This window comes from Ancylobacter rudongensis, assembly GCF_900100155.1.
GTDB classification, from domain to species: domain Bacteria; phylum Pseudomonadota; class Alphaproteobacteria; order Rhizobiales; family Xanthobacteraceae; genus Ancylobacter; species Ancylobacter rudongensis.
Window position 1 is genome coordinate 577,341 of the sequence record NZ_FMTP01000003.1, and the last position, 15,295, is coordinate 592,635.

General features: G+C 66.7%; 14 protein-coding genes. 12 read left to right on the plus strand and 2 right to left on the minus strand.

Annotated elements, in window-relative coordinates; genetic code table 11:
- Positions 1–106: 106 nt before the first annotated feature.
- The 4 genes from BLO63_RS10850 to BLO63_RS10865 all read left to right on the plus strand — a co-directional run bounded on the left by BLO63_RS10850 (position 107) and on the right by BLO63_RS10865 (position 4,564).
- On the plus strand, positions 107–781 hold the full coding sequence (locus tag BLO63_RS10850) for a response regulator transcription factor (protein WP_091440177.1): 675 nt from the start codon (positions 107–109) through the stop codon (positions 779–781).
- Positions 768–2,156 (plus strand): sensor histidine kinase, encoded by a 1,389-nt coding sequence (locus BLO63_RS10855; protein WP_091440178.1) that lies wholly within the window; start codon positions 768–770, stop codon positions 2,154–2,156. Before BLO63_RS10850 ends, BLO63_RS10855 begins: the two co-directional genes overlap by 14 nt.
- On the plus strand, positions 2,153–3,256 hold the full coding sequence (locus BLO63_RS10860) for an ABC transporter substrate-binding protein (RefSeq protein ID WP_091440181.1): 1,104 nt from the start codon (positions 2,153–2,155) through the stop codon (positions 3,254–3,256). The genes BLO63_RS10855 and BLO63_RS10860 overlap by 4 nt, the downstream gene beginning before the upstream one ends.
- 414 nt (positions 3,257–3,670) lie before the next feature.
- Complete coding sequence (locus BLO63_RS10865) at positions 3,671–4,564, plus strand: DUF3313 domain-containing protein (RefSeq protein WP_091440183.1); 894 nt, start codon at positions 3,671–3,673, stop codon at positions 4,562–4,564.
- Positions 4,565–4,612: 48 nt separating this feature from the next.
- Here BLO63_RS10865 and BLO63_RS10870 read toward each other — a convergent pair whose 3' ends face one another.
- The gene (locus tag BLO63_RS10870; protein ID WP_244517802.1) at positions 4,613–5,923 is read right to left on the minus strand and encodes an NtaA/DmoA family FMN-dependent monooxygenase; all 1,311 of its coding nucleotides are present in this window, start codon (positions 5,921–5,923) and stop codon (positions 4,613–4,615) included.
- Positions 5,924–6,070: 147 nt separating this feature from the next.
- A complete protein-coding gene (locus BLO63_RS10875; protein WP_091440187.1) occupies positions 6,071–7,249 on the minus strand; it encodes a RidA family protein in 1,179 nt (392 codons plus the stop codon).
- Positions 7,250–7,488: 239 nt separating this feature from the next.
- Between BLO63_RS10875 and BLO63_RS10880 the strand changes: the two genes are divergently transcribed.
- The 8 genes from BLO63_RS10880 to BLO63_RS10915 all read left to right on the plus strand — a co-directional run bounded on the left by BLO63_RS10880 (position 7,489) and on the right by BLO63_RS10915 (position 15,291).
- The gene (locus BLO63_RS10880; protein WP_091440190.1) at positions 7,489–8,346 is read left to right on the plus strand and encodes a substrate-binding periplasmic protein; all 858 of its coding nucleotides are present in this window, start codon (positions 7,489–7,491) and stop codon (positions 8,344–8,346) included.
- 19 nt (positions 8,347–8,365) lie between these two features.
- Entirely contained in the window at positions 8,366–9,082 is a 717-nt protein-coding gene (locus BLO63_RS10885) for an amino acid ABC transporter permease (protein WP_091440195.1), read from the plus strand.
- The gene (locus tag BLO63_RS10890) at positions 9,079–9,846 is read left to right on the plus strand and encodes an amino acid ABC transporter ATP-binding protein (RefSeq protein WP_091440198.1); all 768 of its coding nucleotides are present in this window, start codon (positions 9,079–9,081) and stop codon (positions 9,844–9,846) included. Before BLO63_RS10885 ends, BLO63_RS10890 begins: the two co-directional genes overlap by 4 nt.
- A 61-nt stretch (positions 9,847–9,907) precedes the next feature.
- Positions 9,908–11,218 carry an NtaA/DmoA family FMN-dependent monooxygenase gene (locus BLO63_RS10895; protein WP_091440202.1) on the plus strand — a complete coding sequence of 437 codons (1,311 nt, stop codon included), beginning with the start codon at positions 9,908–9,910 and terminating at the stop codon, positions 11,216–11,218.
- Positions 11,219–11,393: 175 nt separating this feature from the next.
- Positions 11,394–12,281: a helix-turn-helix transcriptional regulator gene (locus BLO63_RS10900; protein WP_091440205.1), complete on the plus strand. Its 888-nt coding sequence runs from the start codon at positions 11,394–11,396 to the stop codon at positions 12,279–12,281.
- 49 nt (positions 12,282–12,330) lie between these two features.
- Positions 12,331–13,662: an LLM class flavin-dependent oxidoreductase gene (locus tag BLO63_RS10905; RefSeq protein WP_244517803.1), complete on the plus strand. Its 1,332-nt coding sequence runs from the start codon at positions 12,331–12,333 to the stop codon at positions 13,660–13,662.
- Positions 13,663–13,765: 103 nt separating this feature from the next.
- A complete protein-coding gene (locus BLO63_RS10910; protein WP_091440211.1) occupies positions 13,766–14,296 on the plus strand; it encodes an RNA polymerase sigma factor in 531 nt (176 codons plus the stop codon).
- Between the two features lie 65 nt (positions 14,297–14,361).
- Positions 14,362–15,291: a FecR family protein gene (locus BLO63_RS10915; RefSeq protein WP_091440213.1), complete on the plus strand. Its 930-nt coding sequence runs from the start codon at positions 14,362–14,364 to the stop codon at positions 15,289–15,291.
- Positions 15,292–15,295 lie beyond the last annotated feature (4 nt).

Sequence of the window (15,295 nt, forward strand, 5' to 3'; positions counted from 1 at the left end):
CCTCCACTGGTGCGGCACCGTCTGCGCGGTGCTTGGAGGTGCTTTGCTAGAGCCGTTTCCTGTCATACAGCTGTCTTTGCGACAGGCGCCGCGCCCCGGGTGACAGATGCGTATCCTGCTGGTCGAAGACACGAGGGATGTCGGCGAGGCGATCATCGGCCGCCTCAGCCGGATCGGCCATGCGGTCGACTGGGAGCTGGACGGCCTCTCGGGCATGGAGGTGCTCAGCCGCACCAGCTACGATCTCGTCATCCTTGACGTCATGCTGCCGGGACTCGATGGGTTCAGCCTGCTGGCGCAATTGCGGGCGCGCGGCTCGACGACGCCCGTGCTGATCCTCACCGCCCGCTCGCGGGTGGAGGACCGGGTGGACGCGCTCGACATCGGCGCGGACGACTATCTGGTGAAGCCGTTCGACTTCCGCGAGCTCGAAGCCCGCGTGCGCGCGCTGATCCGGCGCAATGGCGGCGAGGCGACCAACCTTCTGCGCTGCGGCGACATCAGCATCGACCGACTTACCCGCATGGTGCGGGTGGGCGATTGCGAAGTCCATCTCAAGCGGCGCGAGCTGACCCTGCTCGAAATCCTCTCCTCGCGGCCGGGCCGCGTCTTCGGCAAGGACGAATTGCTCGACCGCATGTTCGGCCATGACGAGGCGCCCGGCCCCAATGCCGTCGAGCTCTATATCGGCCGCCTGCGCCGCAAGATCGACGGCGCCCGCGCCCAGATCGTCACGGTGCGGGGCTTCGGCTACCAGATGGTGATCGATGGCCCGGCGTGAGCCTTCGCTTTTCCTGCGCCTGTTCGCCCTGATGTCGCTCGTGCTGGCGTTCGGCGCGGCGGTGCTGATGACCGCCGCCTGGTATTCGGCCCGCGAGGCCGCCGATGAGGCCTATGACCGCCTGCTGCTCGGCGCCGCCTACCAGATCGCCGACGCCATCCAGGTGCAGGAGGGCGAGCCGGAGATCGCGCTTCCCGTCTCCGCTTTCGAGCTGCTGGCGCTGTCGGATCGCGACCGCATCTTCTACCGGGTGCTTGATCCGGCCGGGCGCACAATGACCGGCTATGAAAGCCTCGCCGATCCGGCAGCGGAGGCGGCCGCGCCCGACAAGGCGCTTGTCGAAAACGCGACCTTCGATGGCGAGGTCGTGCGCGTCGCCCGCGTGTCGCGCCGCTTCGACGACCCGCAGATGCGCGGCGACGCCGTCGTTATCGTCGCCCAGACCGTGGAGGCCCGGCAGGCGCTGGCGCGTGACCTCACCTTCCGCTCGTTCATACTGGTGGGCGTCATGGGCGCCATCGCCATTGGCGGCACGATTTTCGCCGTGCGCCGTGCGCTGGCGCCGATCAGCCGGCTGGAGGTGGCGATCCGCCAGCGCGACCCGCTCGACCTGACGCTTGTCAGCGTCTCCACCCCGCGCGAGCTGGCCCCCTTCGTCGCGGAAATCAACAGCTTCATCGAGCGGTTGCGCGGCCGGGTCGAGCTGATGCAGCAGTTCATCGCCGATGCCGCGCACCAGCTTCGCACCCCGCTGGCGGCGCTGGAGGGGCAGGTGGACCTGCTCTCGAACAACGAGGTAACCCCGGAGGGGCGCCGGCATCTCGACCGCATTCGCGTCCGCACCGGGCAGCTCTCCCGCCTCGCCAACCAGCTGCTCAGCCACGCCATGGTGGCGCATAGGGAGCGGGCGGTGGCGGGTTCGCTGGTCGATCTCACCGAGCTGACGCGACGCGCGCTCGACGACGCGATCCCCGACACGCTGGAGCGGGATATTCTCGTCACCCTGCACGCGCCGCCCGACCCGCTGATCGTGAGTGGCGACCCGGTCAACCTCGCCGAGGCGATCAAGAACATCGTCGACAACGCCCTGCGCCATGGCGCGCCGGGACGTATCACGGTGCGGCTCTCGCGGCACGGCGCGAGGGCGGTTCTCGAAGTGGAGGACGACGGCCCGGGCATTCCGCCGGCGCAATGGGCGCGGGTGGTGCAGCGCTTCGGCGCGCCCTCCTCCGATGGCAAGGGATCGGGGCTGGGCCTGTCGATCGCGGCCGAGGTCGCCGCCGCCCATGGCGGAGCGCTATGCTTCAGGGAAAAGGGCGCCTTCGGCTTTGTCGTGGTGCTGACGCTGGCGGCGCAGGGACGCGAGGTCGCATGAGACTTTCCACACGACGCCTCATCCTGGCCGCCGCTCTTGCCGCTGCGATCGGCCCTGCGCTGCTCGCCCTGAGCGCTGGCGCACACGGCCAGGCCATGACGCGGTTTCCGGCCCCCGGCACGCCATCCGACACGCTGTCGATCCATGCCGCGACGGATCTCACGGCGCTGGCGCCGCTGATCCAGGATTTCCAGCAACTCGCGCCCGGAACCACGGTCGAGATACGGGAATATGTGACCAACGACCTGTTCTCTGCCGCCGCCCGGGCGTGCCACGAGGGCCGCCCGCTCGGCGACGTCCTGCTGTCCTCCTCGGTGGACCAGCTGGTGAAGCTGGCCAATGACGGCTGCGCCCGGCGCGTCGAAGGACCGAACCTGCCCCGCGCCCCGCGCTGGGCGAATTGGCGGGACGAGGTGTTCGGCTTCACCTTCGAACCGATCGTCATGGTTTATAACCGCGACAGCGTGCCCGCCGCCGAGGTGCCGCGCACGCATCTCGAACTGGCCGAACTGCTTCGGCGCGAGGCCGACCGCTATCGCGGCCGGGTGGGAACCTATGATGTGCGGCTGTCCGGCATCGGCTATCTCCTCGCCTTCAACGATGCCCGGCAGACCACGACCACCTATGGCCGCCTGCTGGAGAGCCTTGGCCGTGCCCAGGTGGTCGTGCGCTGCTGCACCTCGGAGATACTCGACGAGGTGGCGGCCGGCCGGCTGCTGATCGGCTACAATATGCTCGGCTCCTACGCCTATGAGCGGGTGCGGCGCGGCCAGCCGATCGGCATCATCATGCCGGCGGACTATACGCTGGTGCTGAGCCGCGGCGCGATGGTGCCGGCTCATGCCCCACATCCAGGCCTGGCTGCCCGCTTCGTCGACTATCTTCTGTCCGAGCGGGGCCAGGGAGTGGGACAGAGCCAGTCCTTCTTCTTCGGGCTGGACGGGACGGCCCCTCCGGGGATCGAGGGGCCGGATGTCGTCACCTCGGGCATCGCCCGGCCCATTGCCGTGGGGCCCGCACTCCTCGCCGTGCAGGATGCCGCCCGCCGCAAGCGGTTTCTGGAAGACTGGTCGCAATCGATGATCCAGAGCGCGCCGTAACTCGCCCCTCGACGGGCGGCGCGCGGAGGGCGTTCACGGGTGTCCGATCACATTAGCCGGCAACGGACCTGCACGCACGGCCCTCTTCATCGCGCCTCCCGACCTGTCGAAGGCGGTCGCCGTGGCGAGGGTGGCGCGAAGAACGCCGAGACATATTTTGACATTAAATTGAGACGAGCAGACGCATTCAGACATCTACGGCCTGATTTTACTCCACAACGCGCTCTATCGATAGCGCTGTGCAATGACGGACTGCACTGTTCACTACAGGAAGGCGCGAGATGCTTGTTCTTTCTGAGCCGAAGCCGGATCGGGATCGCCCGATGGCGCGACGGAGGCGGCCAAGTATTCGCTCTTTCTCTCGGTTGGCAGGTTCCGGCCGCCCCGGCGTTTCGGGCGCAGAGGGGGCGAGAGATGCGACCGCTTCGTAGCGCCGGATATGCTGGCGTGTTCGCCGTGGCCGGCTCCATCGGCGGCTGCGCCCCCGCGCCGCTGGTGCAGGGCGTCGGGCTCTCATCCTATGACGCGATGGTGCCCGCCGATGGCGTTCTCACAAAATCGCGCCTCGCGGTGAACAAGGAACAGGTTCTGGCCGCCAGGACGGTCCGGATCGTGCCGACCAGCTTCCCCTCCCACATCGCCCCGAAACTGACCGGCCAGCAGCGGGCGCTGGTCGCCAACAGCGTCAATCGCGGGCTCTGCGTTTCCCTGAGCGACCGCTTCGAGGTGGTGCCGCCGGACGAGCCCGCCGATCTCACCGTGCAGGCCCATGTCACCCAGGCGACCGAGACCGACGAGGTTGCCGCCGGCCTTTCGGCCGCCACCTCGATCGGCATGAATTTCGTCGATCTGGGCGTGCCGGTGCCAACCCCGCGCCTTCCCATCGGCATGGGCAATCTGTCGATGGAGGCGGCGGCCACCGACCCCTCCGGCCAGCAGCAGGCGTCGATGCTGTGGGCCCGGGGGGCGAATGCCTTCTTCAGCTCGCCGCGGGCCTCGAAGGCGAGCGACGCTTATGAACTCGCCGACGCCTTCGGCGAGGATTTCGGCGCGCTTCTGGTCAAGGGCGAGAGCCCGTTCGGCCATGGCGGCATCGACCTGCCCTCGGCGCAGAAGATCAATTCGGCGATGGGCCTGCCGCCGAAGCATGTCGCCTGCGAACGCTATGGCCGTTATCCCGGCCTTGCCGGCATGGTCGGGGGTCAGTTGGGCCTGCCGCCCGAATGGACCGACAAGGGCGCCGGGCCCGCAGCGCCCGCAGCGCCGGCAACGCCTGCGGAGCCCGCCGCCGTCGCGGCGGTGCCTTGAGGCGGATGAGGGGCGCGGCCGAGGCGGGCGACCATCCGCGGCCCGCCGTCAGAAGGCGAGGAGATTGTCGCGCAGATGGGCGTGCTCATAGGCCCGGCGCATCAGCCCACGCTGCTGCAGCGCCGGCACCAGCCCGTCGGTGATGGTGGCGATGGAGCGGCGGCTGACATCGGGCAGCACGATGAGGAAGCCATCGCCGCCGATCTCTTCCATGATCTCGCCCATCTGCGCCGCCGCGCTGTCGGGGGTGCCGACCACGTCGACGCAGTAGCCGGAGCCGTAATGAGCGACAATGGCCTCGCGCAGTGTCCGCTTGCCGGCGCGGACCAGAAAGGCCTGCAGGGTGGACTGGGTGCCGTTGGTGGTGAGTTCGCCCACCGGCGCGTCGAGGTCGAACTGCGAGAAGTCGATATTGGTCGCCCAGCCGAGCCGGGCGAGGCGGGCGGGAATGCTCTCCGCCGTCTGGATCTTGCGCTGCTCGGCGAACCAGCGGGCCTGGTCCTCGGTCTCGGCAATGATCGGTGAGAGCAGGAACAGCAATTTGCAGCTGTCGGGATCGCGCCCCATGGCGCTCATCTGGGCGCGCACCTCCGCGCGGTAGCGCTTCATGTTCTCGACCCCCGAAGGCGCCGCGACGATGGTGTCGGCATGGGCGGCGGCGAAGGCGCGCCCGGTCGCGGAACCGCCGGCCTGGGCGATGATCGGCCGGCCCTGCGGGCAGGGTCCCGAGTTCAACGGCCCGCGCGAGGCGTAGTACGTGCCGGCATAGTCGATGGTGTGGACCTTTGAGGGATCGACCAGCACGCCGTTCTGGCGATCATCGACGATGGCGCCCGGCTCCCAGGAATCCCACAACTGCTTGACGATGTTAGCGTATTCCTCGGCCATGGCGTAGCGCTCGTCATGGTCGGCCATGCCCTCCAGCCCGAAATTCTGCGCCGCGAGATCGTTGAAGCCTGTCACCAGGTTCCAGCCGGCGCGCCCGCCGGAGATCTGGTCGAGCGAGCCGATGATGCGGGCGGTGAGGTAGGGATGATAGGCGAAGGTCGAGAGCGTCGGCACGATGCCGAGCCGCTTCGTCGACGCCGCCAGCAGGGTGGCGACCACGGAGGGCTCCTGGCGCGGCACGCAGATGCCATTGCGCAGGAAGATGTCGCGCGAATTCTGCCAGTTCTCGCCGATGAAGATCGAATCCTCGATCAGCAGATAGTCGAAACAGGCGCGCTCGATGGCGCGGGCGAGATCGACAAACAGATCCGCGCTCATCCATTCGCGGCCGATATTTCCCGTCCAGGGTTCGCCCCAGGCCTGGGCGCTGGAGCCCTGAAGGAACCAGGCCATGTGGAAAGGAGATGCCATGATGACCCCTCTGGCGTCGGAACCGGGCCGCTTCCGGCAGCGAACTGTCGGGCAGGACCCGATGCTGCCAGTTACGCAAGCTCGGAATCCTCTAGGATAACAGCGGCTTGAAATATCTACCCACAAAGGGTTACGGCGCGGTCCGGTTCAGGCGCGGAGCGTGCCGACGCCCTCGATCTCGATCTCCAGCCCGGTTAGTCCGAGGCGGGACAGCGGGATGAGGGTCAGCGCGGGCAGACCATTGCTGAAGAACGGGGCGAGGACGTCGAGCACGACGGCGATATCCGCGTCGTCCCCCTCGGTGGCGATGAACACCGTCACCTTGGCGAGGTCGTCAGGGCCGGCGCCGAAGCCGGCAAGGATGCGGCCAATGCACTCCATCGTGTTGCGCGCCTGCGCGGCGAGATCGCCGGGAAAGACCGCTTCGCCCTGCGGGTTGGCGGAAATCTGCCCGCCGAGGATCAGCAGCTCATTGATCTTCAGCCCCTGCTCGAACGAGACCGGGATCGGCCAGTCCCAGGTGCCTTCCGGCCAGCTGGTGGCGCGCGGCGCCGCCGTGCCGTCGGGCGCAACAAGGCCGATCGATTCCTGGCGGATGAGAATGTCGGCGGGATAGGGGCCGGGCACGGGCACGCCGGTGGCGCCGGGACCCGGCTTGCGGAAGGCATCCGAGCGCACGCGGGCGGCCATCGCCCAGTCCTCGGTGGTGCCGTGGCCGACATAATAGGTGTTGAGCTTGGCGACGCAGGAAAGATCGGCGCCCAGTTCTTCCAGCGCCTCGCCGATATGGCCGATGGTGGCTTTTGCCTGCCCGACAATGTCGTCCCGGTGCAGCGTCTGGCCCTGGCCGTCCCGCGACATCTGCGCGCCGACGAAGACGAGATCACCACAGCGTAGCGCGCGGCTGAAGCCGTCCGCATTGGCGGGCGCGGCCGCCACCCGCTGACCGTGCCGGACCCCGTCGGGATGCAGCGCGATGGCCTCGATCTGAACCAGTGCCCCGGCGACGAGGGCATGCAGGGGGATGGCGGTGACCACCGCCGGCGGCTCGGCCGGGAAAGCCGCCCGCAGACGGGAGAGGATCGTCGTCTCGCGCGTGATCAGCAAACGGTGGTAGAAAATGCCGAGCTTCACCACGTCGCCCGGCCCGGCGCCGGCCTCCGCCAGCGCCGCGATGACTTTCGCCGCCGCCTGGTCGATCTGGGCCTCCAGCCCATCGCCCGGATCGCCGAACTGCGCCGACACGAAGATGAGGTCCTGCGCCCGGTCCTGGGCGCGTGCGCCGAAATCGGCCGGCGAGCGATAGCGGGAGGGGTGAGCGGTCATCGGCGGAACCTCGGCACAGGGCGGGGTGCCGCACGCAGCAATGCGCGTGCCAGAGCGTCTCGTCGTCGCCGGGATTTCCGCCGGCCGGCCACAGCGCCGGAACCCGTCGGCACAGGGCCGCGACTACCCACCTTTGGTTATTGTTCGGCTCTCCCCGCGCGATTGAACTGGAGGGCAGATTCCGCACGCTGGCGCTGTCCGCCGGAAGGTGCGGCCCCACTCAGGCAGGGAAGCGCATCATGAAAATGGCGATGAAACTGACGGCGCTGGCAACCTTGGCGATGCTCTCGGCCGTGTCCGGTGCCCGGGCCGATTGCCTGGCCGACATCAAGAAGGCCGGGGTCATTACCGCCGGCAATGGCCTGCTGGGGACCAAGCCCTTCGTCTGGAAGAACGAGGATGGCACCTATGGCGGGATGGAATGGGAGATCTTCCAGGAGATCGGCAAGCGCATCGGCGTGCCCAAGCAGGACTATGTCGTCACCGAGTGGACCTCGCTGATCCCCGGCCTGAAGGTCGGGCGCTGGGACATCATCCTGTCGGGCATGGCGGTGACGCAGGAGCGCATGCAGGGCGCCGGCATCTCCTTCTCCAACCCTTATTTCCTGCTCTATGACTATGTCATCGTCACCAAGGATTCGCCGATCAAGACCTTCGACGATCTGAAGGGCAAGACCCTGGCGTCGACGCTCGGCACGCTGGACTCGCTGAACGCCCACGTCCTCGTCGACGCCGGAAAGGCCGGAAAGGTGCTGGACTTCAACGATTTCGGCGCTCCGTTCTCGGCCTTGCGCAACGGCCAGGCCGATGCCGTTGTCATGGATCAGGCCACGCTTCTGGCGCAGCAGGAGCAGCTCGGGGACCTCAGGGCGCTCGGCGATCCGATCTACTACACCTCCAAGCCGGAATGGGCCGAGGCGGAGGCCAAGGCCCCCTACATCCTCGGTGGCACGGCCGTGGGCGTGCGCAAGGAATGCCCGGAACTGCTCGCCGCGATCAACGAGGCGCTCGCCTCGATGGAAGCAGATGGCACCCGCAAGGCCATCCTCTCCAAATACGGCGTCTGGGCCGCCCATCAGGAGAAGACGATGAAATAACCGGCGCGGAGACGGCGCGATGTACGAGTTCTTCTTCGTCCTGATCCCCCGGCATTTCCCGTTTCTGCTCGAAGGCGCTCTTGTCACCCTCGAACTGTCCTTCCTAAGCATGGCCTTCGGGCTCGTGCTGGGGCTGGCGACGGCGCTGGGGCGGCTGAGCGGGAAGCGCTGGCTCGACTGGCCATTGATGACCTATGTCGAGATCTGGCGGGATGTGCCGCTGATCGTCCAGCTCATGGTGATCTATTTCACCCTGCCGACGATCGGCATCACCCTGTCGGGTTTCTGGGCGGGAGTTCTCGGCCTCAGCCTCAATCTCGGGGCCTATCTGTCCGAAGTGTTTCGCGCCGCCATCCTGTCGATCGACCCCGGCCAGCGGGCGGCGGGCATGTCGATCGGCATGTCGAAACCGATGATCTACCGGCGGATCATCTTTCCCCAGGCCTTCCGCATCGCGATCCCGACCATTGGCGGATACTTCATCGCGCTGTTAAAGGACTCGTCCCTCGTCTCCTTTATATCGGTCAATGAACTGCTCCGAAACGGCAACATCATTATCTCCAATACGTTCCGTAATATGGAGGTGTATATGATGGTGGCGATCATCTACTTCATTCTCAGCTTCGTGGCGTCGCGCCTCATCCGTCATCTGGAACATCAGCTGACGCCGAAATATCTGCGCCGGCAGGGGCGCAAGGCCAAGGCGCTGGCGCCTGACATCGCGGTGCTGCCATGAGCGAGGCACCGCTGCTCAGTGTGCGCGGGCTGCACAAATCCTTCGGTGCCCTGCATGTGCTCAAGGGCGTCGACCTTGCCGTGCGTTCGGGCGAGGTGGCCTTCCTGATCGGCCCCAGCGGTGGCGGCAAGTCGACGCTGATCCGCTGCATCAACTTTCTGGAAACGCCGAGTTCCGGCGAAATCACCTTCGATGGACGCCCTCTCTGCCATGAGGACGGGCGCATCTTCCATCTCGCGCCGGAGCGTGTGCTGCGTGCCGCGCGCAGCGAAATGCCGATGGTGTTCCAGCATTTCAACCTGTTCAGCCATCGCACCGTGCTGGAGAACGTCATCGAAGGTCCGATCATGGTGAAGCGGCGCCCGCGCGCCGAGGCCATCGCCGACGCCGAGCGGCTGCTGCGCGAGGTGGGGCTGCACGACAAGTCTGATTTCTATCCCGACCAGCTCTCGGGCGGGCAGAAGCAACGCGTGGCCATCGCCCGCGCGCTCGCCATGCGGCCCAAGCTGATTCTGTTCGACGAGCCGACCTCGGCGCTCGACCCCGAACTGGTGGCGGGCATTCTCGACACCATCCGCGCCCTGGCCGATCGCGGCATGACGCTGGTGGTGGTCAGCCACGAAATGGCCTTCGCCCGCAAGCTGGCCGATGTCGTCCATTTCATCGCCGACGGCACGATCATGGAATCCGGCCCGCCGGACCGCATTTTCGACAACCCGCAGAACCCGCGTCTCAGCGGGTTCATTCGCTCGATCCTGCATTGAGAGGCCCGGCCGGCGCGCGCGCCGCCGGGCCCCGCCGCGCCGCCTATCCGGGGACAAGACGATGCCACACCCTTTCCATCTCGGCCTCTTTCTCCAGGGCTCCAGCGTCCAGGCCTGGGGCCAGCCCTGGACCGGGCGCATCGCCGAGACCTGGATGAAGCCGGAATTTTTCCTCGACGCGGCGCGGTCGCTGGAGCGGGCCTGCTTCGACTACATCCTGCTGGAGGACAGTTCCTATATCGGCGAGAGCTTTGCCGGCTCGCGCGCCATCTATCTCCACAATGGCATCTCCGTGCCCCGGCAGGACCCTTCCGTGGTGGCGAGCCTTATGGCCGGGGCGACCCGCCATATCGGCATCGTGCCGACGCTGGCGACCTTCGCCTATCCGCCCTTCCTGCTCGCCCGTCTGGTGGCGACGCTGGACCAGGTGTCGGGCGGGCGGGCGGGCTGGAACATGGTGACGGGCAGTTCGGATTTCGCCGCGCGCAATTTCGGGCTCGAGAAGCTCACCGAGCACGATCTGCGCTACGACATGGCGGACGAGTATATCGATCTGGTCGACCGGCTGTGGAAGTCCTGGCACCCGGATGCGCTGGTTGCGGATGCCGAGAGCGGCATGCTGGTCGACCATGAGCGGGTGCATCAGATCGACTTCAAGGGCAAATATTACAGCTCGCGCGGTCCGCTCAATTGCGGTCCGGCCCCCCAGGGCCGCCCGGTCATCGCCCAGGCCGGCGGCTCGCCGCGCGGGCGGGAATTTGCCTCCCGCCACGCCGACACCATCGTCGCCAGCGTGGTCGGCGCCCCGGCGATGCGCGCCTATCGCGACGATGTGCGCGCCCGCATGGTCGGCCATGGCCGCGACCCGGACAGCTGCAAGGTGATGTTCCTGGTCACGCCGATCCTCGCCGCCAGCATGGCGGATGCCCGCGCCATCCAGGCCGAGCGCCGGGCCGCCGAGGCCCGGCAGACCGACCTCAAGATGGCCTTCCTCGGCAAGATCACCAATATCGACTTCACCAAGCTGGATCTCGACGCGCCGATCGGCGACCTCACCACCAATGGCCATCAGCAGCTGCTCGACGATTTCAAGAAGGCCGCCGGCAACAAGACGCTGCGCCAGGCCATCGTTTCCTTCAACCATGACGGCGACGGCGTCGAACTGCTCGGCTCGCCCGACGATGTCGCCGCGCAGATGGGCGAGGTGATGCAGGAAGTGGGGGGCGACGGCTTCCTGTTCTCGCTGCCCAATCTTCATCGCCGCACCCTCGCCGAGATCGAGGACGGGCTCGCCCCGGCGCTGCAGAAGCGCGGCCTGATGCGCAAGGCCTATGCGCATGAGCATTTCCGGGACAATCTGCTCGAATTCTGAACGCTGCCTTCGCCTTTATCAGCGACAGCGCCGCCGGACGCTGCCGCCTTGGGCCGGGGGGCTGCGTCCAGGCACATCGAGCTACCGCCAGGGGCTGACGGCGCGCGCGCCGAGCGGCGAATCATGGATGGCCCTGTTCTTGCGTCGACATCCCGCCACAGCCGGGAGGAATTCGATGCTCACCGATGCCGGACAGCCGAGCGTTGCAAGTGCTATCGATCGCGCTCAAAGCGCCAATCTGGCGATGTCGTCCCGCTCGTTCAGCAGCATTGTCGACCAGCTGGGCACGGACGAGTTCCATCGCACGCTAAGAGCCGCGCTCTACGAACTCACCGGGTTCAACAGCTGCCTCATCCTGTCCTTCTCCGCCTCCGCCCCGCCTATCGTGCTGGAGCATTGCTCGACCATCCAGCCCGACAGGTTCCGGCACTGCTACATGACGCAGGCCTATCGGCTGGACCCGTTCTACACCGCCGCCGTGCAGGGCATGACGATCGGCGTCAGCCGCTGCAAGGAGATCTTCGACTATGACTTCGCCAGCAGCGCCTACCACAACACCTACTACAAGGATGTGCCGCTGGTCGACGAGATTGGCATCCTCTGTCCCGTAAGCGCTTTGCAGACCATCCATATCTCGCTCGGCCGCTGCACCGGCGCGCCGCACTTCGACCCGTCGGTGCTCGACAACCTCAACGCCGCCGAGCCGTTGCTGGCATCGCTGGTGCGCAAGCATGCGCTGCTGCGGCCCGACCTCTGTCCGCGTGCCGCGCCGCTGCCGGCTGACAAGGGCGAGGAGTTCGACGCCGCCTGGCTGCGGCGCGTCAACGCCACCCGCCGCGAGATGGAAGTCGCCCTGCTGGTGCTGCGCGGCCATACCAATGCGTCCATCGCCTGCGTGCTCGGCATTTCCGAGGACACGGTGAAGGTCCATCGCAAGCGGCTCTATGTGAAGCTCAACATCTCCTCGCAGGCGGAGCTGTTCATGAAATACATGAACAGCCGGCCGTCCGAGGAACCGGGCGCGTCAATCGGCACCGTGCACCGCAGCGGCCGGGGGCATTAGCCCTCCAATTCCAGCGTTCAGTCTCTCCAAATCGGGCCGGCGAAAGCAGATGGCGTTGCGTAGAAACATGGTGCTTGGCGGCCTGTTCGAGGCCAATGGCTATCACTCCTCCGCCTGGCTGTTGCCGGGCGCGCAGGACAAGGCGCCGACGGATGTCGATTACTTCCGGCGCATCATCCAGATCGCCGAAGCCGGCCTGCTTGATTTCTTCTTCCTCGCCGACACGCCGGCCGCGCGGACCGAGAACCTCGACGCCTGGACCCGAGGTCCGCTCTACATGAACATGCTGGAGCCGATTACCCTGCTCTCCGCTCTTGCCGGGACCACCGCCCATATCGGGTTAGGGGCCACCGCCTCCACCAGCTTCTACGAGCCCTTTAACGTCGCCCGGCTGTTCGCCTCGCTCGATCACATCAGCCATGGGCGGGCGGCGTGGAATGTCGTAACTTCTGCCAACGACTTCGCCGCGCGCAATTTCGGCCTCGACAGGCTGCCCCCGCACGATCGCCGCTACGCCAGGGCGCGCGAATTCCTCCATGTGGTACGCGGGTTGTGGGACACATGGGAGGACGACGCCTTCATCTACGACAAGGCGAATGCCCGCATGTTCGAGCCGTCGAAGTTCCATGTGCTCGACCACCAGGGCGAGTTCTTCAAGGTTCATGGCGCCCTCAACATGGCGCGCCCGCCGCAGGGCAGCCCGGTGATCTTCCAGGCCGGTGCCTCGGAGACCGGCAAGGCCTTCGCCGCCGAGACGGCGGAAGTGGTGTTCGGCACCGGCGCGACCATGGAGGAAGCCCTCGCCTTCTACCGCGATCTCAAGGGTCGTATGCCGGCTTATAATCGTCATCCGGACGCGCTGAAGATCCTCTCCGGCGTCTCCATCGTCGTCGGCGACAGCGAGGCGCACGCGCGGGAGAAATGGGCCTCCTGGCAGGACAAGGTCCATATCGACATCGGCCTGCTCTATCTGAAGACCGACCTTGAGACCGATCTGTCGGACCTGCCGCTGGACGAGCCGGTGCCGCCGCACCGGGTGCCGGCCACCTCGAACCACCATCAGGTCTATTTCCAGGAGATCGCCGGCCTCATCCATCAGGGACTGACGCTGCGCGAGGTGTGCCGGCGCTATAACCGCAGCAAGGCGATCTTCTTCGGCGACGCCGCTCAGGTCGCCGACCAGATGCAGGCCTGGGTCGAGGCCGGCGCCTGCGACGGCTTCATGATCGCCTTTCCGGTGCTGCCGGACAGTCTTGTCGAGTTCACCACGCAGGTGGTGCCGGAGCTGCAGCGGCGCGGCCTGTTCCGCACCGCCTATCAGGGCACGACCCTGCGCGACAATCTCGGCCTCAGGCGCCCCGCCAGCCGGCATGCCCGGTGAGGGCGGGCCGGCCGCCCGTCGGGCGCCTGCTCTCTTCATGTTATTTGGAAAATCTATAAACTATTGAGTTTGCATTGTTTTTTTGTTCGCGTTAAGGCGGGGCATGGGTTCTGTCTCTACCTCGTCGGCTGAACTGGACAGCCTGTTCCGGGAGTATCACCGGGAACTGGCGACATTTGCCTATCGCAAGCTGCACGACCGGGAGGCCGCGTCCGATCTCGTGCAGGATGCGTTCGTTCGGTACATCGCCCATGTGCGGCAGACGGAGATGGCGGCCGAGAGCCCGCGCTTCTTCCTCTGGCGCATTGCCAGCAACCTCCTGCTCGATCTTGCCCGCCGCGAGCGGCGGCGCGGTCAGATGGTTGCCCTTGATGCCGTCGCGCCGCACGAGCTGTCGGACAACGCGCCGTCGGCCGAGCGACGCCTCTCGGCGCGTCAGGAGTACCGGGCGCTGCGGCAGGCGCTCGACGAACTGCCGGCCAAGGCCCGGACCGCGCTGCTGCTCAACCGGGTCGAGCGTCTCACCCATGCGCAGATCGCCATCCGGCTCGGCGTCTCGCCGAGCATGGTCAACAAGTATATTTCGCGGGCGCTCGGCCATTGCCTCGCGCGGCTCAGTGAAGCCGGCTTCTAGAAAAGCGCCAGACCCAGTGTCATGAAGGCACCCTCGCACGTCTTTATCGTCATGGATGGTCTCCCATGAGGCGCAGGGCGCGTGCTGCCACCACCAACGACCCGCTGACGGAGCGCGCGCTTTCCTGGCTGGTCCGTCTGCATTCGGGCAGCGAGACGGAGCAGGACTGGCTCGCCTATCACGAGTGGAAGATGGCGCATCCGAGCCATGCCGAGGCCGCCGCGCGTGCGGAACATGTCTGGAGCCGCCTCGGCCCGGCCTTGAAGCCGCCGCCCCGGCCTGGATGGAAGGCGGCGGGCGCGCTGGTGCTGGTCGTTGCTCTCGCCGGCGCGGGTGCGTCCGGATCCTTCTCCAGCTGGTTTGCCGATCAGGCCACGTCGGTGGGGGAAATCCGCACCGTCACGCTCGACGACGGGTCTTCCGTGGTCATGGATTCCGCGACCAGCCTTGATGTCGATTTCGGCGGTAGCCAGCGGCGTATCCGCGTGCTGGACGGCCAGGTCTTCGTCACCGTCGCCGCCGACGCCTCGCGCCCCTTCCTCGTCGATGCGGGCGAGGGCGAGGTGCGGGCGCTCGGCACCGCCTTCAACATACGCCGGGACGGCGCCCGCACGGATGTGAGCGTCACCCAGCATGCCGTCCGCGTCTCGCTGGAGTCGGCAGGCAGTGTCGAGGTCCGCGAGGGACAGGGTGTCGACTTCGCCCCGGCGACGGGGCTTAGCGCCCCGCGCGCGGTCGATATCGAGCAGGTGACGGCGTGGCGGAAGGGCGAAATCCTGTTCGATGGCCGCCCGCTCGGCGAGGTCGTCAATGAAATGGGGCGGTACCGGCGCGGCACCGTCTTCTTCATCGACGATAAACTCAAGCAACTTCCCGTCACCGGCATCTTCTCGACCCATGATACCGATGATTTCTTCCTGGCGCTTGAGCAGACATTGCCGGTGCGTGTCACGCGCCTGCCCTATCTCATCTTGATCGGGCCCGTGTCTGAATAGGGAG